Consider the following 19,137-nt stretch of genomic DNA (forward strand, 5'->3'; position numbering starts at 1 on the left):
CTGAACATGCGTCGTATTTGCATCCTTGGGGGCGGCTTTGGCGGGCTGTACACAGCCCTGGAGCTTATCTGCCGACCTTGGCCGGAGCCGCCCCAGATTACCCTGGTGGATCGTCAGGAGCGCTTTGTCTTTGCTCCTTTGCTCTACGAGCTGCTCACTGGTGAGATGGAAGAGTGGGAGGTGGCCCCCCGTTTTCAGGATCTGCTGCCGGAGGGGGTAGAGTTTCGCCGCGGCGCGGTGCAGTCGGTTGACCTCCAAGACCACCGCGTCTTTTTAGCAGAAGGGCAGACCTTGGAGTACGACGCCTTGGTGCTGGCCCTGGGAGGGGAAACTCCCCTGCAGGGCGTGCCAGGAGCAACAGAGTTGGCCTTTCCCTTCCGCACCCTGGCCGATGCCCAGCGGCTGCGGGCCCACCTGCAAACTCTAGAAGCCCGGGATCCGGCTCAGGCGATCCACCTGGCTATTGTGGGGGCGGGGGCCAGCGGCGTAGAGCTAGCCTGCAAATTGGCTGACCGGCTGGGATCGCGCGGCCGGATCCGTCTTATTGAGCTGGGATCCCAGATTTTGTCGGGGTTTGCCCCCTCCAGCCGGGAGGCGGCCCAGGCGGCGCTGGCCCAACGGCGGGTGCAGGTGGAGTTGCAAACCAAGGTCTTGGGCATCGAGGCCCTGGGCGAGAACGGCGCCCCTCCCTTCCGCCTGCAACTGCAGCGGCTGGCGGCCCAAGAGATGGCCACGGATCTTGTGGATGGCGTGCTGTGGACCGTCGGAACCCGACCGGCAGCGGTGATTGCCAACTTGGATCTGCCCAAAACTGAGCGGGGACGGCTGCAGGTTTTGCCCACCCTGCAAACTCCCACCTTCCCAGAGATCTTCGCGTTGGGAGATGCGGCGGCGGTGCTGGATGCCAGTGGCCAGCCGGTGCCCGCCACTGCCCAAGCGGCTTTTCAGCAGGCCGGCTATTGTGCTTGGAACCTGTGGGCTCTGCTCACGCAGGAGCGGCCCCTGCTGCCGTTCCGTTACTTCTCTCTGGGGGAGATGCTGAGCTTGGGAGTGGATGCGGCGGTAGTCTCCACCCTCGCTGGCCTCACCCTAAGCGGCCCCTTGGGCTATTTGGCCCGACGAGCTGCCTACCTGGTGCGCCTCCCTACCCTGGAGCACCAGCTCAAGGTGGGATGGAACTGGATCGCCCGCCCGCTGTGGCAGGCGCTAGGATCCCTGTAGCTGACGGGAGCGCTCGTAGGCTGCCTGCACCGCCCGCATCAAGGCCCCCCGCACCCCCGCCTGTTCTAGGGCTTGGATCCCGGCAATGGTCGTTCCCCCTGGGCTGGTAACCTGATCCTTGAGGAGGGCGGGGTGAAGGTTCTCTTGCTGCATAAGGGCGGCAGTGCCCGCCAAGGTCTGCACCGCCAACTGAGTGGCGATGGAGCGCGGCAACCCCACCCCTACCCCGCCGTCGATCAGCGCCTCCAGGATCACCGCCAAATACCCTGGCCCCGACCCCGAAAGGGCCGTCACCGCGTCCATCTGGCTCTCCGGCACCGTCACCACCTGGCCCACGGCGCGAAATAGCTTCTCCACCTGCTCTACCTGGGCGGGCGTCACCCCCGGCCCGTAGCTGATGGCCGTTATGCCCGCCCCCACCAGCGCCGGCGTGTTGGGCATGGTGCGCACCACCTTTTGCTGGGGAAAAGCCTGCTGCAACTGCTGCAATGGGATCCCGGCCATAATCGAGATCACCAACTGCGTGGCGGACGGCTGGCCCATCTCTGCCACCACCTGCGGGAAAACCTGGGGCTTGACGGCCAAAAATAAAATCTCAGACTCTCCTGCTTGGGCAAGATCCGCCAACAGCCGAATGCCCAGCTCCTGCTGTAGGGTATTGGCCTTGTCCGGGTCGGGCTCCCGCAAAGCCACCTGAGCTGCAGGATAAACTCCCGCGGCCACCCAACGCCGCAGCAGGGCGGATCCCATGGCTCCACCCCCGATTACACTCAGCAGCGGTCGCTCCATGCCGGCTAGTGCTGCCCCACCGCCTGCAAATGTTCATAGCCGCTGGGCCAGAGAGGGGTGGGGCTTTGCAGAGGGCGCTGCAGCGGCGGCATCCCTTGGCTGCTTGGAGTAGAGACCGTCACCGTGCTGGGGGTGAACAAAAAAATGCTTTCGCCAATGCGCTCTTGGTGGCCATCGATGGCGTAGGTGCCGCCGGCAACAAAATCCACAGATCGCTGCGCCTCGGCGGGATCCATCAGGGTCAAGTTCATGATCACCGTCTTGCGCTCCCGCAGGTACTGGATGACTTGTGCCATCTCGTCAAAGCTGCGCGGCTCCAGCACCACCACTTCGCTAGTGGGTGGGTTGACGCCCGGTAATCCAATCACGTTGCTCCCCATACTGCCCCCCCCTAGGCGATCCCGATGTTGACTGCGCCGATGGCCCCGCGCCTCTTCTCGACCGACAGACCCTTCCCCGGCTTCCACTCCCCGCTGTCGGCGTCCGCGTGGAAGGGCACTGGCTTCCTGCTCTTCGGGAGCCGGTTGAGAACGGCGTCCCTCGTAGAGCAGTTGGTAATCCTCCTGCCCTTCCATCTCAGGGTACTCCTCCAGGCTGTCCACGGGATCATTTAGGCCCACAAAATCTCTTACCCTGCTCCAGATTCCATTGACGTTCATCGTCCACATCCTCACTACAGGTCATGGTTTGCGGCAAGCGCAGGATTCAGGCTCCTGATGGGATCTTGAGTAGCCCACTCCAGCCAAAGGGCATCTCCAGCCTCATATTTTTAGTTAAAGTTTTTCAAAAGGCCGAGACAGGGTTTGCTCAAGAAGCTGCCAACGCAGGTTAACAAAACCCATGGACTCGACGAGTCGAGTTTACCCAGAAGAAGTAAAGATGTCATCCCACTTGTCCGGCCATTGCTCTGGCCAGAGTCAACTCTGCTCCTCGTCCGGCTTGAACACGTGTTAACAGAGGTGACGCCAATGATTACAAACTTACCTAAAATTTGCCCTGCGAGGGAAATTTTAGGCAGGATTCCCCTGTTTTTGCCCGATCCAGGCCGAACTCCAGCCCTGAGCGTGCCTTGCAGGGCAGCTCCGGAGTTGGACGGCTTTACACAAAATTTAATCACAATTTAACGGCTTCATAGAGACTCCATCTATCTATTTCCGTTCGGCATCGGCAAACAAAGCGCGCCCCAGCCGGATCAAGTTAGAGCCTGCTGCCACCGCCAGGGGGTAATCGTCGGACATGCCCATGGAGAGGGTGTGCAACTGCAGATGCTCGTAGCCGCTGCGCTGGATGTGATCGGCCAGCTCGGCCAGCTTGCGAAACAGCTCCAGGGCTGCCTCTGAGCTCAAGCCCAAAGGCAAAATGGTCATCAGGCCCACAATTTGCACCTGCAGCAGTTGATTCAGTTGCGGCAGGCTTTGCAACAGATCGGGGATGAGCCAGCCAAATTTATGGGGATCCGGGGCCAATTTCACCTGCAGACAGAGCTTGGGGGTGAGGTGCAGCTCCCAGGCTTTTTGGTTGATCAGCTTGGCCAGGCGCAGGCTATCGACGCTGTCAATCCAGGCAAATTGTCTGAGGGCCGGTTTGACTTTGTTGGTCTGCAGGTGCCCGATCAAGTGCCAGACAATATCGGTCAGATCCTGCAGTTGCGCCTGTTTGGCGGCTGCCTCTTGCACTCGACTCTCCCCAAAATGGCGGATCCCGGCCCGATAGGCGGCGCGGATGTGGTTGACGCTGTAACCCTTGCTCACCGCCATGATTTCCACATGCTCTGGGATCTGGGCGCGGATGGCCTGAATGCGGCTGTGGATGAGCTCTTCGTCGACGGGGGGCGGCGACGGTTCAAGGGAGCTGGAAGAAGGCGGAGACATGGCTGGGGCCACCTGGGAAGCTAGCAGAAGATCTCGGCAGAGAGAGTCCAGTCCTCATTTTGTCTGGATGCTTCGAGATTGGAGCCGGTGCTCCAGCGGCCAGGTGGAAACAGGGGGAACCCGGCCATAGCCCAGTTCTTCTGGAGCTTAGCCCAAGGCCGCCGCCAGGATCTGATAGGCCAGCTTGGCGACGGTGAAGGCGCTGCGGCGATCGGTTTCCCGTTCCCCGGTGACCGCCAGCTCCACCACATCGGCGCCGATGATTTGCCGCTGCTGCCCCAGTGCCCGGATCAGTTCCACCGTCTCCCACCAGCCCAGTCCACCCGGTTCGGGGGTGCCGGTGGCCGGCACAACAGCAGGATCCAGCCCGTCCACATCCACCGTCAGGTACACCTGGGATCCCAGCGTGGCGATCACCTCGGGGATCCACTCCTGGGCGGGCTTGTGGTGCAGGCTGTGGGCGAAGAAGGTGTGCAAGCGGTGCTTGCGAATGGCCTGGCGGTCTTCGGCGCAGATGGAGCGGATCCCCACCTGGGTGAGGCGACCGCCCACTTGCTCCACCACACGGGCCATGGCGGAAGCGTGGGAATAGCGGGATCCCTCGTAGCTGTCTCTCAGGTCGCAGTGGGCATCGATCTGCAGCACGTGCAGCTCTGGGTAGTGGGGCAGGTGGGCGGCAACCAAGGGGCCAGTGATGGAGTGCTCCCCGCCGATGGAGAGCAAAAACCGCCCCGGCCTCACCCACTCGGCGGCGCGGCGCTGGATTGCGGCCATGGCCAGCTCATGAGTGTCCAGCCCCTCGAACTCCACTGGCGGCGCCGTCCAGTAGCGGGAGATCTCTGCGGCAAAGTTGGGGTGGAAAGCCGGCTGGCAGTCTCTCACCTCGTCGTAGATCTCCACGTACGCCGAAGCCTCCAGGAGTGCTTGGGGGCCTTTGGCGGTGCCTTTGCCGTAGGAGGTGGTGGCCTCGTAGGGGATGGGCAACAGAATGGCTTGGGCCATCTCCGGATCCGGCTCAGGCAGGCCCAGGAAGGGGAAAGGAGAGCGGTACATGGCAAGAGCACAAGAAGGGATCCCTATTTTATTGAAAGATCTTGCGATAGTCCGAAAGGATTGGGATGGATCCCTTGTAGGATGGCAGCAAACCCTCTAGACTGAGCAAAGGTTTCCACAGCCGATTTGCTTGCACTCCTCCTGTGTCCCGTTTCCACAAGCTGACAAGCCTATGACCACAGCCTCTCAAGCTGCCCTTTTCGACGCCCTTGCCCGGCGCCGTGCCCTCAAGATCATCAGCGGCCTGCAAAACTTCGACCTGCAGTCGGTGCTGAAAGTCACCCGCGCCGCCCAGGAGGGAGGAGCCACTTGGGTGGATATCGCCGCCAGTCCCGAATTGGTGCAGCAGGTGCGAGCCCAGATCGAGCTGCCCATCTGCGTGTCGGCGGTGGACCCGCAGCAATTGGCTGCTGCCGTGCAGGCGGGGGCCGACATGGCCGAGATCGGCAATTACGACAGCTTCTACCCTTCGGGCCGCATCTTCTCCGCTGCGGAAGTTCTAGATCTCACTCGCCAAACCCGCTCCCTGCTGCCGCGCACTCTCCTGTCGGTTACCGTTCCCCATACGCTGCCTTTGGATCAGCAGGCGGAATTGGCAGAGAAACTGGAGGATCTGGGGGCCGATCTCATCCAAACCGAGGGCGGCACCAGCGCTGAGCCCCGTCACGGCGGATCCCTGGGCCTAATCGAGAAGGCTGCCCCCACCCTGGCTGCCGCCTATGAGATTAGCCGGGTGGTCTCGCTGCCGGTCATCTGCGCCTCTGGCCTCTCAGCGGTGACGGTGCCCTTGGCCATCGCTGCCGGTGCTTCAGGAGTGGGGGTGGGCAGAGCTGTCAGTCGCCTCCAGGATGAAGTGGCCATGGTGGCCCAGGTGCGGGCGCTGAGGGAAGCTTTGTCTGAATCACGGGTGTCGGCGCTTGTTTGACATTGGATGGGAGAGTCCTTTTCCCGGTGGGGTGGCAGGGCGCGGTGTGGCTCTGGCCGAAGCGCAGTTGGAGGTGGGTACCTCCACCACCTTGCCGCCGCAGGCGGCACCGCTGGTGTTGCCTCCCCCGCCGGTGGGAGTTCGACAAATTAGAGAGGATACTGATCCTGAGCAAACCGCCGATATGCCCCTTTCCCTTCTGGCCGAACAGGTGCTGGAGGCGGTGTGCGAAGCGCAAATCGATGCTCAACGGGCCCTGGCCCTCATGCCCGACCTGAGCGAATCCCACATCCGTGCTGCCTGTCCCAAGCGGCTGATCCCCAAAAGCTGAAGGAAAACAAAGGCTGCCCCAGACCTTGGGTTGACAAGTATCCGAAAAACAAGCTAGAGTAAGCGCGCTCCAGAGGAAGGGTGCTCTAACGGCCGGATGTGGGCGCAATTTGCCCAGGGGATCCCCCGTGCGGATTCGCTCCCCACACCAATCTATCCAACTGGGCATCGCCAGGGTGCATCCTATGTGATGCAGGGTTTTACGGTTACCGACAACATTGTTTCACTAATTTGAAATTCTCTGCTTCATCGTGCAGATAAGTTCACAGGCAGCCTGTGAGTTTTGTGCAGGTTTGCACTTGGCATTGGTGATTTGAGGAGAAACCGTGCCCAGAAAAGCCACCAGCACAAAAACCAAAACAACCAGGACAACCTCAAAAGAAGGAGCTGGGCCCGACCCGCAGGTGGCGATTGCCGCAGAAATCCAGCGTCTTTCGGATACTTATGGCATTTCTAAGGAGCTCCTAGAGAATTTTGCCCGGTTTGTAGTCAGGCAGCTACAGCCACCGCCCCGGCTGTCTGTCAAAGAGCTGCAGAAAGCCATTTACAACCACTTTGGCGTTAAAAACGCAGCCGAGCTGAGAAAATCAGCCAGCTTCAGACTGGCAACCAGTGGTATGGGCAAGCTGAACTTATCCAACATAGATGATTTGGAGCGCATTTATCGTCAGCACATCGGGATCCTTCCCAACGAAGAGGGAGAAGAGGGGTATGGCTGCATCAATGGGATCAACATCTTCAAGTACGACTTGCCTTGGCGGGTTTTTGGGCTTGACCCTGATCGAGCTACCGATGAAGACATCAAAGCTGCTTTTTATCGCCTGAGCAAGATTTACCATCCCGATTCTCCGACGGGAGATGACAAAATTTTCCAGCGATTGACTCTTTTCTACAAAAGCCTTACGGAGAAGTTTGAGCAATGGCTATAGTCTATGTTTCCTCAAACAAGCTCGCCAACTTCTTGGGTATCAGCCTTGAGGAACTCAGAGAGATTGAAGCTCACTTTGACAGTATCCCCGATGATGCATGGAAACTGGTGGAAGGTAAAGACTATCGTGTTATCAACAAAAGTTCTGGGCTAAGGGAATACACGCGGTCCGGCGCTTATGCCATTTTATCCTTTTTAAGGTCTCGATCAGAGCAAGGTTGCAAATCCTCTACAGGTACAAGCATTAGGAATTGGTTCAAGGAAGAGCATCGCAAGAAGCAGAAAGCTCTGGTAGATTACAGGATCCTTCAAAACAGCTCCTCTCTGGTCAAAAGACAAGATCAGTTTTGGCTATCTCGTCGAGATGTTGTGATGATCTTTAGAACTCGAACTGACTACCTTAAGAAGGCGCTTGAGCTTGCATCGAAGCAAAGTAAGTTAATCAAAGACGTTCATTACACACGTTTTGGTAATGATGACACTGTTTACCTCTCTTTGCGAGGTATCTATGAGCTTGCCAAGGTTATGGGAGAGGTTCTCAAGCAAAACCACAGAAAAGACTGGTGTCAATATGTTAGCGAACGCATTGAACCTCAAATTCAGGTAATCGTCAAGAAAATCCAGGATCGACAAAGAGAGATAGAAAGGGCAAAAGATCTTGCAAGAAAAAGGGATAAAAATCTTTGTAGAGTTACTCGAAAAGCAGCCAGTAGCCTAACGGTTCATCATCTCTACTCTGAAGCGCACTATCCAAAGCTTGCAGCGAATCTCTCCAACCTGATTACCATAGCCGACGAAGTGCATTGCCACTTTCATCAGTGGATGGGAGGTTTCAGCAAGCCATGTACAATTGATGACTTCATTAAGTATGTTCTGGAATACTACCCTGAGAACAGACATCTGATCATCTGGTTGGAGCAGCAGAAGGCCAGCCTTGGCTCGCAGGTGCCTATGGGAAAGGAGAGAGAACATGTGCTCTACCTTCCTCTCCAGCGTGTAACTTGAAATAACCCATTCGATTGTTTTCAGGTCATTCCAAGCACCTTAGCCAGGTGTACCTGATTGATTTCTTTTTCGGGGCTGCCCTTTGGATGTCCGGCTTCCCTTTCTGTTAGCAATCTGAACCTCTCCCTACTAGTAATAGAGGCCACGGCGCAACAGGGGATCCCTAGATCAAGCCCTGATCCAAGATCGCGCGGGAATGGGCAATAGCTGCTCTCAAGTTGGCCCGCTGGGTGTAGCGCATCGTCATGGCGGCAGTCGTATGGCCCAGCAGGTGTTGGATGTGTTCGGGGGCAACGCCGCGATCCAGCAGCAAGGTGGCAAAGCTGTGGCGAAACTGGTGGGGGGTTTGGTGGCCCGGCTCGGGCTCGGTAAGCTTGAGCACAATATGACGTAGGCCATCGTAGGTGAGGGGACGGCCCCGGTAGGCCGGGCAGCGGGATTGGGAGACAAACAAGGGATCCGTCGGCGCGCACGGGCCCCGTTCTCGGCTCAGATATTGTTGCAGCAGCTCGGAGAGGGGATCCCCGACCGCCACAGCGCGGGGTTTGCTGCCCTTGCCACAGCGCACCTCCAACAGGGATCCCTCAGGGCTGATCTGAAAATCCTGCACCGTCAAGTCCAACAGCTCCTGTGCCCGCAGCCCGCACTCCAGCAGCAGGCGGATCAAGGCCGCATAGCGCAGAGAATGGCTCTGGGCCCGCTGCAGAACCCGCTGCAACAACAGCCGATCCAGGTCGCGAGGCAGACGGGCGGGCAGGCGGGCAGGCCGAATCGCCTGGGTGGGCAAGGGATCTGGAAAGTAGCCCCGTTGGCTGGCCCACTCAAAAAACTGCTGCAGCGCCAGCCGCTTGAGGTTGTAGGTGGCGGGAGAGGCGGGCGGATGAACCCACTGGCCGGAGCGGTTGCGAAATGGACGCCCCTTCAAGCTGTTTAAAAAAGACTGAACGTGGGACGGCTGCACCTGAGGCAGCGGCACCGGGCAAGTTTTGGCAAACTGTTCCAGGGCAATGCGGTAGGTGCGGCGGCTGGCCGGGGCCAGATCCCGCTGCCGCTCCTGCAAAAATTGCCCCACCAACTGGCTCAGGCTGGGCACGGGGCAGCTCGCCTGACGCTGGAGATGGGCCTGTTGAACCAAGCCGGGCCGGGGATCCCTCATCGGCACGACCAGCAACCCTCCACTCACCTTTAACTTTAGCCTCAACTTTTGGCCAGCGCCGTTCAAAGACGCTCTCTGGCAATCTCCGAAGGGATTGCTACTGGCCAGTCAGCAGGTGTTGGGCGATGAAATCCGTGTACACCTCGCCCCGCAAAAAAGCCTCGTGGCGCAGGATCTGCTGGTGGAAAGGGATCGTGGTGGGCACCCCGGTGATGGCGCATTCCCCCAGCGCCCGCTGCATGCGGCGGATGGCGGCTGCCCGGTTGGGCCCCCAGACGATCAGCTTGCCCAACAGCGAATCGTAATAGGGGGGAATGGTGTAGTCGGTGTAGATGTGGGAGTCCATGCGCACCCCCGGCCCTCCAGGAGGCAAATAGGCGCTGATGGTGCCAGCGCAAGGGCGAAACTGCTGCTTGGGATCCTCGGCGTTGATGCGGCATTCGATGGCATGGCCCCGCAGTTCCACATCCTTCTGGCGAAAGGTCAGGGGTTGACCTTGAGCGATGCGAATTTGCTCGGCAATCAAATCCAGCCCCGTCACCATCTCGGTAACCGGGTGCTCCACCTGGATGCGGGTGTTCATCTCGATGAAGTAGAACTGGCCGTTTTTATCCAGCAGAAACTCCACCGTGCCCGCCCCCACGTAGTTCACCGCTTTGGCTGCCTTCACCGCCGCTGCCCCCATGCGGGCGCGCAAGCTCGTGGTCAGAGCCGGGCTGGGGGCCTCTTCCAGCAGCTTTTGGTGGCGCCGCTGAATCGAGCAATCCCGCTCGTAGAGGTGCACCACATTGCCGTGGCTGTCGGCCAAAATCTGAAACTCCACATGGCGGGGGCGCTCGATGTATTTCTCCAGATAGATGCCCCCATCGCCAAAGGCCGCCTGGGCTTCCCCCTGGGCGGTGCGCATCATCTTCAGCAATTCTTGGGCATCTCTGGCCACCCGCATGCCCCGCCCCCCGCCGCCGGCGGTGGCTTTGATGATCACGGGATAGCCGATTTTCTCCGCCAGCCTCACCGCTTCCTCGTCAGAGGTGATCAGCCCGCGGCTGCCGGGCACGGTCGGCACGCCCACCGCCTGCATGGTCTCGCGGGCCGTGGCTTTGTCGGCCATTTTGCGCATCGCCTCTGGCGAGGGGCCGATGAAGATCAAGTTGTGGTCGGCACACATCTCGGCAAATTTGGCATTTTCCGCCAAGAACCCATAGCCCGGATGAATGGCAGTGGCCCCGCGGGTGAGGGCTGCCGAGATGATGTTGGGGATGTTGAGATAACTTTTGGCCACTGGGGCTTCCCCCACACAGACTGCTTCGTCCGCCAGTTGGACATGTAGAGAGTTCTGATCCGCAGTGGAGTAGACAGCCACGGTGCGGATCCCCATTTCCTGACAGGTGCGGATGATGCGCAGGGCGATCTCGCCTCGGTTGGCAATCAGGATCTTGGTAATGGGCGGCATGGAGAGCGTTCCAAGTCAGAAGAACCCTGGCCGCTTAAGCCGGCGGCCCGTGCAAGGTAGGGTACGTAGGTGCTGATCCTACTATGGCAAGCAGACGGAAGGATCCAGATGGGGATCCCGTATCCGATCAATCCAGTTGACACCCTAGCTGAGGCTGCAGGGATCCAGCAGAATCCCGGTGGGTCAAACTCTACATCTCCGGATACCCATCCGGACGGGATCCGAGGATTTTCAGGTAGAGGTTGATCTTGGCGCCCTTGCATGGGGCGAAACTCTGGATCAGCAATAACTCTCAGCTCCCCTCAGCCTGTACAGACCTGTTCAAAACCCAGGCTTCTCCGGGAAGCTCTCCCAGCCCGATTCTGACGGCAATGGATCCCTCCATCTCTCTCTAGTTGTCGGAGCGAGGCCATGGCCCCAGCCACTCTCCGCCGCGAAAGCGCCAGCGGGGAAACAAAATCCGCATCACCACCCAGAGGTAAAGGCAAACCCAGACTACAACGGAATCGCTTCCCTTCCCGTTGGCCAATCTACAAGTACTGGTGGCAGGTCTGAGACCTGTAGGCAGGTGGCACCCACACCATCGCTACCCCTGCCCACAGCACTTCGTAGGTAATCAATTTGCCGCAACTGGTAGGACGCCCAACTACTAGCGCGACGCCGCTCCCTTCTGGAGCGTGGCTGCCGGTTACTCCCTCGGCTCGCGCCAGCGAGCTGTAGGCCTTTCTTGGTCGCCGGCTCTGGAGTTGGAGCCGGCTTGCAGACTGCGGTCAGCGCTTGCTGCCCAGTAGCAGCCTACCCGTTCCACAGTGGCGGGCAGCGCTCCTCCCCACCACTGGCGACGGCAAGCTGCAGGCCTCTAAATCAGGGAGCTGCCGCGCTGCAAGGAGTTGAGCATCCCCCGCCGGCAACCATCCTACCTCGCCAAAACCTTCCCCCTGACTGATGAGTCGGCTCTCACAGGCCAACGATCTGGGTATTTTCAAAGGAGGAGAGAATCCTGTCCAAATCCTGAGCTTGCAGGGAGTAGGTGGCAGTAGCGTCGTTGCCAAACTGGATCTCGTCTCCGTCCTCAAGATCGCGAAACTCCACCCGCTCCCCCCGGATGTAAAGGCCGTTGGTGCTGGGCGTGCCATGGATGTCTCCATCGATGATTTGGTAAGTAAACCCATCGGGAGAGGAGGGAGATTCGGTCTTCACTAAAATGGCGTGGTGGCGGGAGACGTATTGGGAGTCGATGCGGATGCTGTTGCTCGGATCCCGCCCCAAGGAATAGAGCTCGGCTGTCAGCCAGTAGGCCTTTGGCCCGTGGCGATCCTTGACGATCAACACGTGGTTAAGGGTAGGTCGGCGAGGGGGCGTGGTCATAGCGGACACCCACTGGCACAACACGCGAATAGGATAGTCAAAACATAGCATGGGATCCGAGGCGTGAACCCTGGCCGGTTTGTCTGCCAGAGCCCTTGCCCTGCTGGCGAGTGAGACGACGTTCCTTGACGCTGCCAGAGAGGTGTCAAGAGAGGCCAGGTATGCCCCTGTTCAAGACCGAGTCCCAGGGGATCCCATCTCGTGGCTGTTTTTAACTCCGCAAAATCTCCCTGCCCCCTGAGTTGGCAATCGATGCTTTGAGGAAAGGTCTGAGAAAGGAAAGGAGCAGAAGGCCGAGTAGATTTTTGTAACAATTCCTCTCATAATAAGATTTGATGATGCAAATGCCTCCCAGACCATGAATGGCTCGCAACCGGATCCCGTCAACCAGCCCAAGCCCTCTAGGGTACCGAAGCTGATCGAGTTGCCGGAAGATGAAACCGATGCACAGGTTGGCGATCCCCTGCGCATGCAGCGCTATGAATGTCGCTCTTGTGGCTATGTTTACGAGCCGGCCAAGGGGGATCAGCTCAATCGGATCCCGGCAGGTGTGCCCTTTGAGGAGCTGCCCGCCGACTGGAGATGTCCGGTGTGCCGCGCCGGCAAGCGCCTGTTTCAAGCGGTGGGCGCCAAGGGCAAGCCTTCCGGTTTTCAAGAGAACTTGCGCTATGGCCTGGGGGTCAATGTGATGACCCCTGCCCAGAAAAACCTGCTCATCTTCTTGGGGTTGGCGCTGGGATTTTTGTTTTTGATGAGTTTCTATTTCGTCGAGTGATGGCCAAAATGCTTAAGCTCTGGAGACTGGTGCTGCTAGCTGCCTTCTCTCTCTTGCTGATGGCGGCGCGGATGCCGGACATGAAGGTGGTGCCCTGGCAACAAGTCGAGGTGCCCACCCAGAACATTCTGCTGGACATTGCTTTCACCGGCACCAACCCTTCTCATGGCTGGCTGGTGGGCGATAAAGCGACGCTGTTGGAGTCTCAGGATGGCGGCCTCCACTGGCAGGTGCGCAAGCTGACGGCACTGGAGCCGGAAGCCTATCTGAGCTCGATTAGCTTTGCCGGAGCAGAAGGCTGGGTGGTGGGGCAGCCGAGGATCCTCCTCCACACGCTCAACGAGGGATCCGACTGGACATCCATTCGTCTCAGCAAGCAACTGCCGGGGGAGCCGATCCTAATCCAAGCCCTGGGTCCTGGAGCGGCTGAGATGGTAACCAATGTGGGGGCCATCTACCGCACGGAAGATGGAGGACAGACCTGGCATGCCCAGGTGGAAGAGCCGATTGGGGCGATTAAAAACATTGCCCGCGGCCCAGGAGGAGAGTATCTGGCCGTGTCGTCGCGGGGCAGCTTCTACTTTCTCTACACTCCAGAAAGCCGATCCTGGAAGCCGTATCCGCGGGAAAGCTCTCGCCGCATTCAGAACATGGGCTTTGGCCCCAACGGCAGCGCCTGGAAATTGAACCAAGGCGCGGAGATCGCCTTCACGAGTGACTTCACCTCCGGCGAGTGGTCCAAGCCGTTGCGACCCGGGCGTGCCCTCAGCTTTGGCTATCTAAATGCGGCCTACCAGAACGACCACGACCTCTGGGTGGTGGGCGGCGGCGGCACTCTGATCCACAGCCCCGATGGCGGCAAAACCTGGGAGGAGGCCAAGAAATTGAGCAACATTCCCGCCAATTTCTACAGCATCGAGTTCTTTGGCCCCGACCGAGGATTTATCTTGGGGCAGCGGGGCACGCTTTTGCGCTACGTTGGCTACAGCAATTCCCCGTCCTAGTCCTAGGGTGAATGGAGACAGGAGGGATCCCACCTCACCACCACGGCTGCTGGTGGCGGCCAGCGGGACGGGGGGGCATATCTTTCCGGCGCTGGCCGTTGTCGAGCAGTTGCCCACCTGGCAGATTGAGTGGCTGGGGGTGCCGCAGCGGCTGGAGGCGAAGCTGGTGCCGGACCGCTACCCGCTGCACCGAGTGGCCATGTCCGGCTGGCAGGGATCCCCCTGGCAGAAGCTGGGATCCCTGGTTCAGTTGGCGCGGGCAACGCTGCAGGTGCGGCAGATCCTGGCTTCAGGCCAGTTTGACGTGGTGTTGACCACCGGCGGCTACATCGCCGCCCCGACCATCTTGGCAGCTCGCTCGCTGGGGGTGCCGGTGTTGCTGCACGAGTCCAACTGCCTTCCGGGCAAGGTGACCCGCTGGCTGGGAAGATTTTGCCGGCTGGTGGCCCTGGGCATGGCGGAAACGGCAGAGCATTTGCCAGGGGCAGTTACCCGGGTGGTGGGCACGCCAGTGCGGGCGGAGTTCTATCAGCCCCAGCCCTTGCCCGCGGATCTGCCGATTCCAGAGGGGGATCCTTTGATTGTGGTGATGGGGGGGAGCCAGGGGGCGCGGGGCCTGAACCGCCTGGTTGCCGCCTGTGCCCCCGCCTGGTTGGAGGCAGGGGCGTGGATTGTGCATTTGACCGGCGGCAGTGAGGTCGGGATCCCTTCCCACCCCCGCTACCGCGCTTTTCCTTTCCGCGCCGATGTGGCCGCCTTGCTGCAGCGGGCAACTTTTGCCATCAGCCGGGCTGGCGCTCTCAGCTTGGCGGAGTTGTGGGCCACCGCCACCCCGGCCATTTTGATCCCCTACCCCTTTGCCGCCGAGGATCATCAGTACCACAACGCCCTGGCTTTTGTGGGTCGCGGCGGGGGAGTGGTCATGCGAGAATCGGAAGCGAATCTGGACTTGCTGCGGCAGACGGCCCTGGCCTGGTTGGCTCAGCCCCAGGTGGTTGCCCAAATGGCCGCCAACTTGAAGGCGACAGCTCCTCCTGCTGCCAGCAAGGCAGTTGCCCGCCTGCTCCAGGAGATCTGCCGAGATTCCGCCCGTTAACTCCCCCAAGGGGCCAGCCGTGGTACAGCCGAGATTGGATCGGGATCCTCTTGCCCGCCGCCTGCCTGAGCCTGCCGCAGCCATGGAGACTTCAGCCTGGCTGGAACCTCGTCCTGGTGAGGCGAGCCCCAACGCCGTCGTGCTGGAATCACTGTTGGCGCGCCTGGAACAGTGCTTTGGCATCCCCCAACGTCCTCGCAGCCCTGATGGTCTGCCCCTCTATCCCGACCTCTTGGACGAATTGGTGGGCACGATCCTCTCCCAGAACACCACCGACCACAATAGCAGCCGCGCCTTTCGCGCCCTCAAAGCCGCTTTCCCCTCCTGGGAAGCTGTCTTAGCTGCTGATCCAACCAAGCTGGCCCAGGTGATCCGTCCCGGGGGCCTGGCCCAACTCAAAGCAGCCCGCATTCAGGAGATTCTGGCTGCCATTGTCAAGCGACAGGGATCCCTGAGCCTGGACTTTTTGCGGGATCTGGACGACGCGGACGCTCTGGCCTATCTCCTTTCCCTGAAGGGGGTAGGACTGAAGACAGCCGCCTGCGTGCTGTTGTTTGGCCTGGGCCGGGATCTCTGCCCGGTGGATACCCATGTGCATCGGGTGGCCAACCGTCTTGGCTTGGTGCGGGCCAGACACCCCGACGACACCTTTGCCCAACTGTCGCCGCGGATCCCGGCGGGCAAGGCCTATTCCCTGCACGTCAACTTGATCCGGCTGGGCAAACGCATCTGTAAGGCGCGCATGCCCGAATGTGGCCGCTGCCCTCTGCGACACGAATGCCCCTCCGCCCTGCTGCGGCAGCGCTGATCCCTAGTCTGCCGGCGCAGGGGAAGAGGGAGTGGGCTGGGCAGGGATCCCGTTTTCGACCCCACCTGGGGCAGGAACTTCCGGCTCGAGGACTTGCCGCACAGATTCGATCTCTTGGGAGAGCAACACCCGCTCCCGATCCAAGAGGCCAACCACATGCTCCGGATCCTCCCGCGAGACCACCGGCAACTGGCGCAAATCGTATTCGTACAGCGGCTCGGCGGCCACCGCCACGGCTTCGTCGGGGAAAGTGGTGAGCACAGGCGACTGGCTGACCTGCTCCACCGTCAGCTCGGCCAGTTCCCCGGCCTGCTTGTGGGCCAGGGCCCGCTCCAGGTCTTCCAGGGTGAGAATGCCCCGCAGCCGCTCTTGCCCGTCCACCACCAAAGCGCTGTGGCACTTTTGCTGCAGCAAGCGCTCCAGCGCCTCCCGCAGGGGCGTATCCTGGGGTAGCAGCAGAGAAGGGGGCACCATCACCTCTTGCACCGTCAGGCCCTTCGGCTCCTGCCTGCGACGGGCGGAGGGGTAGATGGCCGGCGGGTGCAACTGCTCCGTCAGCCAGATACTCAGGCCCACCGCCGCCATCACCGGCAAGGCGATGTGGTAGTCCCGCGTCATCTCAAACAGCAGCAGAATGGCCGTCAGGGGAGCCCGCACGCTGGCCGCCAATACCGCCCCCATACCCACCATGGCGTAGGCGGCAGGGGGAGAGAGGGCAATAGCAGGCAAAGCCTTTCCCACCACCTGGCCGTAGCCTGCCCCCAGCACCGCTCCCAAGAACAAAGCCGGGGCAAAGGTTCCCCCGACAAAGCCGCTGCCCACGCTCACCGCGCTGAGGAATACCTTGCCCAGCAACAGCAAGCTAAGCTGGCCGAGGGAAAAGGGCACCCCCTGCAAGATCGACTCAATGGTCTCGTAGCCCACCCCCAGGGCCAACGGGATCCCCAGGCCGACACAGCCCAGGATCCCACCGCCCAGAATCGGCTTGCTCCAGGCTGGCCAGGCCGCCAGGGGGCCACTGCCGAACAGGTGCTTGACCCATTCCAGTGCATAGCCGAAGGCGATGGAGACCAAGCTGGCCAAAAGGCCCAAACCCAAATAGAGGGGCACCTCCAGCAGACTGTGCAGCTCGTAGGCGGGCAAGACAAAAGCCGGCTGCGTAATGGTCGGCAGCAAAAAGGCCGGCTGCGCCCCCAGCCCCACCTGGGCAATCAGGGCCGACACCACCGCTGCCAACACCACCACACTGACGGCAGAAGTGGTGAACGTGCGGGCCAAAGCCAGCTCCAGCGCCAAAAACACCCCGGCAATCGGCGCGTTAAACCCCGCCGCCAGCCCCGCCGCCGCCCCGGCGGCCATCAACAGTTGCACCCGCTCCCGCGCAAGGCGCAGGTTTTGCCCCAGCAGGCATCCCAGTAGGGCCCCGCTTTCCACGCTGGGGGCCTCCGGCCCAAGCGCAGCTCCCGCCCCCAACGAGACGGCGGCAGCCACCAGCTTAAGTGGGATCCATTCTGGGCAAGGGGCGAGAGGCCGGTTGGCACTCACCAAACTGGAGAGGCTGAGGTTGGGGAAAGGCAGAACCACCCCCAGGGTGCCGATCAACAGACCCCCCAGCAGCGGCGCCAAAATGGTTGCCCAGGATCCCAGCAGCAACAGGCCGTGTTGTTGCGCAGCCCTGACAATGCTGTCGACGAGAGTATCCTGCAAAAGATAGCGACACCAGCCGATGAGATAGCGAAACCCGATCACCAACAAACCTGTGCCCAGCCCCGCCGCTGCCGCCAGCAGCAGCAGCAGATTCTCAGAGGAAAGACGCAGGCGGGGATCGGCAACGCTAGCGCTATTCATACCTGCTCAAGGGCCGGAGGAGGGTAGGGTCAGGATCTCCACGCCGGTTTCGGTAACGGCAACCGTATGTTCAAACTGGGCGGAGAGCTTGCCGTCTGCCGTCACAGCAGTCCACCCGTCTGCAAGCACCTTCACCTCCCACGTGCCTTCGTTGATCATCGGCTCGATGGTAAACACCATGCCGGGGCGGAGTTTTTCCCCCTTCCCCCGTTCGCCGTAGTGGGGGATCTGGGGCGCCGTGTGGAACTGCCGTCCTACCCCGTGGCCGACAAAGTCCCGCACCACGCTGTAGCCCTGGGACTCGGCGTACTCTTGAATAGCAGCCCCAATATCCCCAACTCTGCCGCCTGGCCTCACGGCGGCAATGCCCCGCCGCAGGCACTCTTCCGCCACCTCCACCAGACGCCGCGCCCGCTCGGAAGGCTGCCCGACAAAGAACGTTTTGGAAGTGTCGCCGTGGTAGCCATCCAAAACGGGGGTGACATCGATATTGATAATGTCCCCTTCCCGCAGGACCTGCTTGGGGCTGGGAATGCCGTGGCAGACAACGTGGTTGACGCTGGTGCAGATGGACCTGGGAAAGCCGTGGTAGCCCAGAGGGGCGCTCCTGGCCCCGTGGGCCCGCGTCCAGCGCTCCGCCTCGTCGTTAAGCTCTTGGGTGGTGACCCCCGGCTGCACCATCGGCTCCAGGTGCTTGAGCAGATCCGCAGCCAGGCGGCAGGCCCGTCGCATCTTCTCCAGCTCCCGCGACGAGAGCAACACAATCGGCTGAGGAGCTTGGGTAAGCTGGCTCATGCCCGTCTGCAAGGCGGATCCCAACTGTTCCCCCCATCGCTGAGAGCGGCGGCTGAGATCGGTTAATAGCGATCGCATATCTTCCATCGTCAAACCCTTCTGTTCTCTGAAGTTGGATCCATCTCCGAAGTCTGAGGCGGCAGGGATCCCGGCCTAGCTCAGCTTTGGGTTGGGCCTTTTGAGCCGCCCTACATCCCTTCACAGGAGACCCGGCCCCTTCTCCGCCGCCGGCGGATCCACTCCACCAGCCACAGCCCCAGAAAGTAGCTAACGAGGGCGCCCCAAAACCCGACAAACGCACAGCCCACCAAGAGTGTGGCCGACACCTCCAGGCCCCACTGCATCCAGTTCTGAGCTACCACCAGTTCCGAAGTGGCAAAGGCTGTTCGGGATCCCAGCAGCCATTCCCCCACCCGGTAGTTAAAGGCATAGATCGGCACATAGGTGAGGGGGTTGCTCACCCAAGTTCCTGCCGCCGCCACCAGCTTGTTGCCCCGCAAAGGAACGGCCAACAGCAGGGCCACCAGGGTTTGAAAGCCGAAGATGGGAAAACAACCCGCAAAAACTCCCGCCGCCAGGCCGCGGGCAATTTCTTTGGGGGAGGATTGCATTCGCAACAGGCGCAGATACAGGTACCGCAGCCAGCGCCTCCAGCCCAGATCCCGGCGGGGCCAAGTCAGCGCAGGTTGAGACTCAAGATAAGGCCCAGCGG

The 19,137-nt window shown here is 60.7% G+C and carries 19 protein-coding genes and 1 pseudogene; 9 read left to right on the plus strand and 11 right to left on the minus strand.

What is annotated here, in order from left to right; all coding sequences use genetic code 11:
• Nucleotides 1-6 precede the first annotated feature (6 nt).
• Complete coding sequence (locus SYN65AY6A5_RS07190; RefSeq protein WP_011429751.1) at nt 7-1,221, plus strand: NAD(P)/FAD-dependent oxidoreductase; 1,215 nt, start codon at nt 7-9, stop codon at nt 1,219-1,221.
• Here the strand turns inward: SYN65AY6A5_RS07190 and proC are convergent.
• The 4 genes from proC to speB form a co-directional block, all read right to left on the minus strand.
• The gene (proC, locus tag SYN65AY6A5_RS07195) at nt 1,207-2,010 is read right to left on the minus strand and encodes a pyrroline-5-carboxylate reductase (RefSeq protein WP_011429750.1); all 804 of its coding nucleotides are present in this window, start codon (nt 2,008-2,010) and stop codon (nt 1,207-1,209) included. The genes SYN65AY6A5_RS07190 and proC overlap by 15 nt on opposite strands.
• A 5-nt stretch (nt 2,011-2,015) precedes the next feature.
• Complete coding sequence (locus tag SYN65AY6A5_RS07200; protein WP_099884564.1) at nt 2,016-2,585, minus strand: cell division protein SepF; 570 nt, start codon at nt 2,583-2,585, stop codon at nt 2,016-2,018.
• 573 nt (nt 2,586-3,158) lie between these two features.
• Nucleotides 3,159-3,881 (minus strand): YggS family pyridoxal phosphate-dependent enzyme, encoded by a 723-nt coding sequence (locus SYN65AY6A5_RS07205; protein ID WP_206336810.1) that lies wholly within the window; start codon nt 3,879-3,881, stop codon nt 3,159-3,161.
• A gap of 147 nt (nt 3,882-4,028) precedes the next feature.
• Entirely contained in the window at nt 4,029-4,934 is a 906-nt protein-coding gene (gene speB, locus SYN65AY6A5_RS07210; RefSeq protein WP_011429747.1) for an agmatinase, read from the minus strand.
• 172 nt (nt 4,935-5,106) lie between these two features.
• Between speB and SYN65AY6A5_RS07215 the strand changes: the two genes are divergently transcribed.
• From SYN65AY6A5_RS07215 to SYN65AY6A5_RS07230, 4 genes are all read left to right on the plus strand, one after another.
• Nucleotides 5,107-5,859 (plus strand): DUF561 domain-containing protein, encoded by a 753-nt coding sequence (locus tag SYN65AY6A5_RS07215; RefSeq protein ID WP_011429746.1) that lies wholly within the window; start codon nt 5,107-5,109, stop codon nt 5,857-5,859.
• Nucleotides 5,860-5,905: 46 nt separating this feature from the next.
• A complete protein-coding gene (locus SYN65AY6A5_RS07220; RefSeq protein ID WP_011429745.1) occupies nt 5,906-6,190 on the plus strand; it encodes a hypothetical protein in 285 nt (94 codons plus the stop codon).
• Nucleotides 6,191-6,515: 325 nt separating this feature from the next.
• Nucleotides 6,516-7,118, plus strand: coding sequence for a J domain-containing protein (locus tag SYN65AY6A5_RS07225; protein WP_011429744.1), 603 nt, complete (start codon nt 6,516-6,518; stop codon nt 7,116-7,118).
• A complete protein-coding gene (locus SYN65AY6A5_RS07230; protein ID WP_011429743.1) occupies nt 7,109-8,122 on the plus strand; it encodes a hypothetical protein in 1,014 nt (337 codons plus the stop codon). The genes SYN65AY6A5_RS07225 and SYN65AY6A5_RS07230 overlap by 10 nt, the downstream gene beginning before the upstream one ends.
• Nucleotides 8,123-8,285: 163 nt before the next feature.
• Here SYN65AY6A5_RS07230 and SYN65AY6A5_RS07235 read toward each other — a convergent pair whose 3' ends face one another.
• The 4 genes and pseudogenes from SYN65AY6A5_RS07235 to SYN65AY6A5_RS07245 form a co-directional block, all read right to left on the minus strand.
• The gene (locus SYN65AY6A5_RS07235) at nt 8,286-9,344 is read right to left on the minus strand and encodes a site-specific integrase (RefSeq protein WP_240527717.1); all 1,059 of its coding nucleotides are present in this window, start codon (nt 9,342-9,344) and stop codon (nt 8,286-8,288) included.
• Nucleotides 9,345-9,375: 31 nt separating this feature from the next.
• Nucleotides 9,376-10,731, minus strand: coding sequence for an acetyl-CoA carboxylase biotin carboxylase subunit (accC, locus tag SYN65AY6A5_RS07240; protein WP_011429740.1), 1,356 nt, complete (start codon nt 10,729-10,731; stop codon nt 9,376-9,378).
• A 530-nt stretch (nt 10,732-11,261) separates the two neighbouring features.
• Nucleotides 11,262-11,421: pseudogene (locus tag SYN65AY6A5_RS14420) on the minus strand (RNA-guided endonuclease TnpB family protein); the annotation flags it as partial.
• 267 nt (nt 11,422-11,688) lie between these two features.
• Nucleotides 11,689-12,099, minus strand: coding sequence for an FHA domain-containing protein (locus SYN65AY6A5_RS07245; RefSeq protein ID WP_011429738.1), 411 nt, complete (start codon nt 12,097-12,099; stop codon nt 11,689-11,691).
• 358 nt (nt 12,100-12,457) lie between these two features.
• Here SYN65AY6A5_RS07245 and SYN65AY6A5_RS07250 point away from each other — a divergent pair, with 358 nt between their 5' ends.
• Genes SYN65AY6A5_RS07250 through nth form a run of 4 tightly spaced genes read left to right on the plus strand, consistent with a single transcriptional unit; the run spans nt 12,458 to nt 15,782 of the window.
• Nucleotides 12,458-12,874, plus strand: a complete 417-nt coding sequence (locus SYN65AY6A5_RS07250) for a rubredoxin (RefSeq protein WP_346426045.1) — start codon at nt 12,458-12,460, stop codon at nt 12,872-12,874.
• 29 nt (nt 12,875-12,903) lie between these two features.
• Entirely contained in the window at nt 12,904-13,878 is a 975-nt protein-coding gene (locus SYN65AY6A5_RS07255) for a photosynthesis system II assembly factor Ycf48 (RefSeq protein WP_011429736.1), read from the plus strand.
• On the plus strand, nt 13,853-14,974 hold the full coding sequence (murG, locus tag SYN65AY6A5_RS07260) for an undecaprenyldiphospho-muramoylpentapeptide beta-N-acetylglucosaminyltransferase (protein ID WP_346426187.1): 1,122 nt from the start codon (nt 13,853-13,855) through the stop codon (nt 14,972-14,974). Before SYN65AY6A5_RS07255 ends, murG begins: the two co-directional genes overlap by 26 nt.
• A gap of 19 nt (nt 14,975-14,993) precedes the next feature.
• The gene (nth, locus tag SYN65AY6A5_RS07265; RefSeq protein WP_228375438.1) at nt 14,994-15,782 is read left to right on the plus strand and encodes an endonuclease III; all 789 of its coding nucleotides are present in this window, start codon (nt 14,994-14,996) and stop codon (nt 15,780-15,782) included.
• A gap of 3 nt (nt 15,783-15,785) precedes the next feature.
• On the opposite strand, the gene SYN65AY6A5_RS07270 is transcribed toward nth, so the two are convergent.
• The 3 genes from SYN65AY6A5_RS07270 to SYN65AY6A5_RS07280 form a co-directional block, all read right to left on the minus strand.
• Entirely contained in the window at nt 15,786-17,630 is a 1,845-nt protein-coding gene (locus SYN65AY6A5_RS07270; RefSeq protein WP_099884161.1) for a chloride channel protein, read from the minus strand.
• Between the two features lie 6 nt (nt 17,631-17,636).
• Nucleotides 17,637-18,425 carry a type I methionyl aminopeptidase gene (gene map / locus SYN65AY6A5_RS07275; protein WP_011429732.1) on the minus strand — a complete coding sequence of 263 codons (789 nt, stop codon included), beginning with the start codon at nt 18,423-18,425 and terminating at the stop codon, nt 17,637-17,639.
• A 188-nt stretch (nt 18,426-18,613) separates the two neighbouring features.
• The gene (locus SYN65AY6A5_RS07280) at nt 18,614-19,105 is read right to left on the minus strand and encodes a DUF2062 domain-containing protein (protein ID WP_346426062.1); all 492 of its coding nucleotides are present in this window, start codon (nt 19,103-19,105) and stop codon (nt 18,614-18,616) included.
• Between the last annotated feature and the right edge of the window lie 32 nt (nt 19,106-19,137).

It is taken from the genome of Synechococcus sp. 65AY6A5, assembly GCF_002760415.1.
GTDB lineage: Bacteria > Cyanobacteriota > Cyanobacteriia > Thermostichales > Thermostichaceae > Thermostichus.

Bases quoted from the DNA above. Each gene is read 5' to 3' on its own strand.
- SYN65AY6A5_RS07190 (WP_011429751.1), top strand. From the start codon at position 7: ATGCGTCGTATTTGCATCCTTGGGGGCGGCTTTGGCGGGCTGTACACA.
- proC (WP_011429750.1), bottom strand. From the start codon at position 2,010: ATGGAGCGACCGCTGCTGAGTGTAATCGGGGGTGGAGCCATGGGATCC.
- SYN65AY6A5_RS07200 (WP_099884564.1), bottom strand. From the start codon at position 2,585: ATGGAAGGGCAGGAGGATTACCAACTGCTCTACGAGGGACGCCGTTCT.
- SYN65AY6A5_RS07205 (WP_206336810.1), bottom strand. From the start codon at position 3,881: ATGTCTCCGCCTTCTTCCAGCTCCCTTGAACCGTCGCCGCCCCCCGTC.
- speB (WP_011429747.1), bottom strand. From the start codon at position 4,934: ATGTACCGCTCTCCTTTCCCCTTCCTGGGCCTGCCTGAGCCGGATCCG.
- SYN65AY6A5_RS07215 (WP_011429746.1), top strand. From the start codon at position 5,107: ATGACCACAGCCTCTCAAGCTGCCCTTTTCGACGCCCTTGCCCGGCGC.
- SYN65AY6A5_RS07230 (WP_011429743.1), top strand. From the start codon at position 7,109: ATGGCTATAGTCTATGTTTCCTCAAACAAGCTCGCCAACTTCTTGGGT.
- accC (WP_011429740.1), bottom strand. From the start codon at position 10,731: ATGCCGCCCATTACCAAGATCCTGATTGCCAACCGAGGCGAGATCGCC.
- SYN65AY6A5_RS07245 (WP_011429738.1), bottom strand. From the start codon at position 12,099: ATGACCACGCCCCCTCGCCGACCTACCCTTAACCACGTGTTGATCGTC.
- SYN65AY6A5_RS07250 (WP_346426045.1), top strand. From the start codon at position 12,458: ATGAATGGCTCGCAACCGGATCCCGTCAACCAGCCCAAGCCCTCTAGG.
- SYN65AY6A5_RS07270 (WP_099884161.1), bottom strand. From the start codon at position 17,630: ATGAATAGCGCTAGCGTTGCCGATCCCCGCCTGCGTCTTTCCTCTGAG.
- map (WP_011429732.1), bottom strand. From the start codon at position 18,425: ATGAGCCAGCTTACCCAAGCTCCTCAGCCGATTGTGTTGCTCTCGTCG.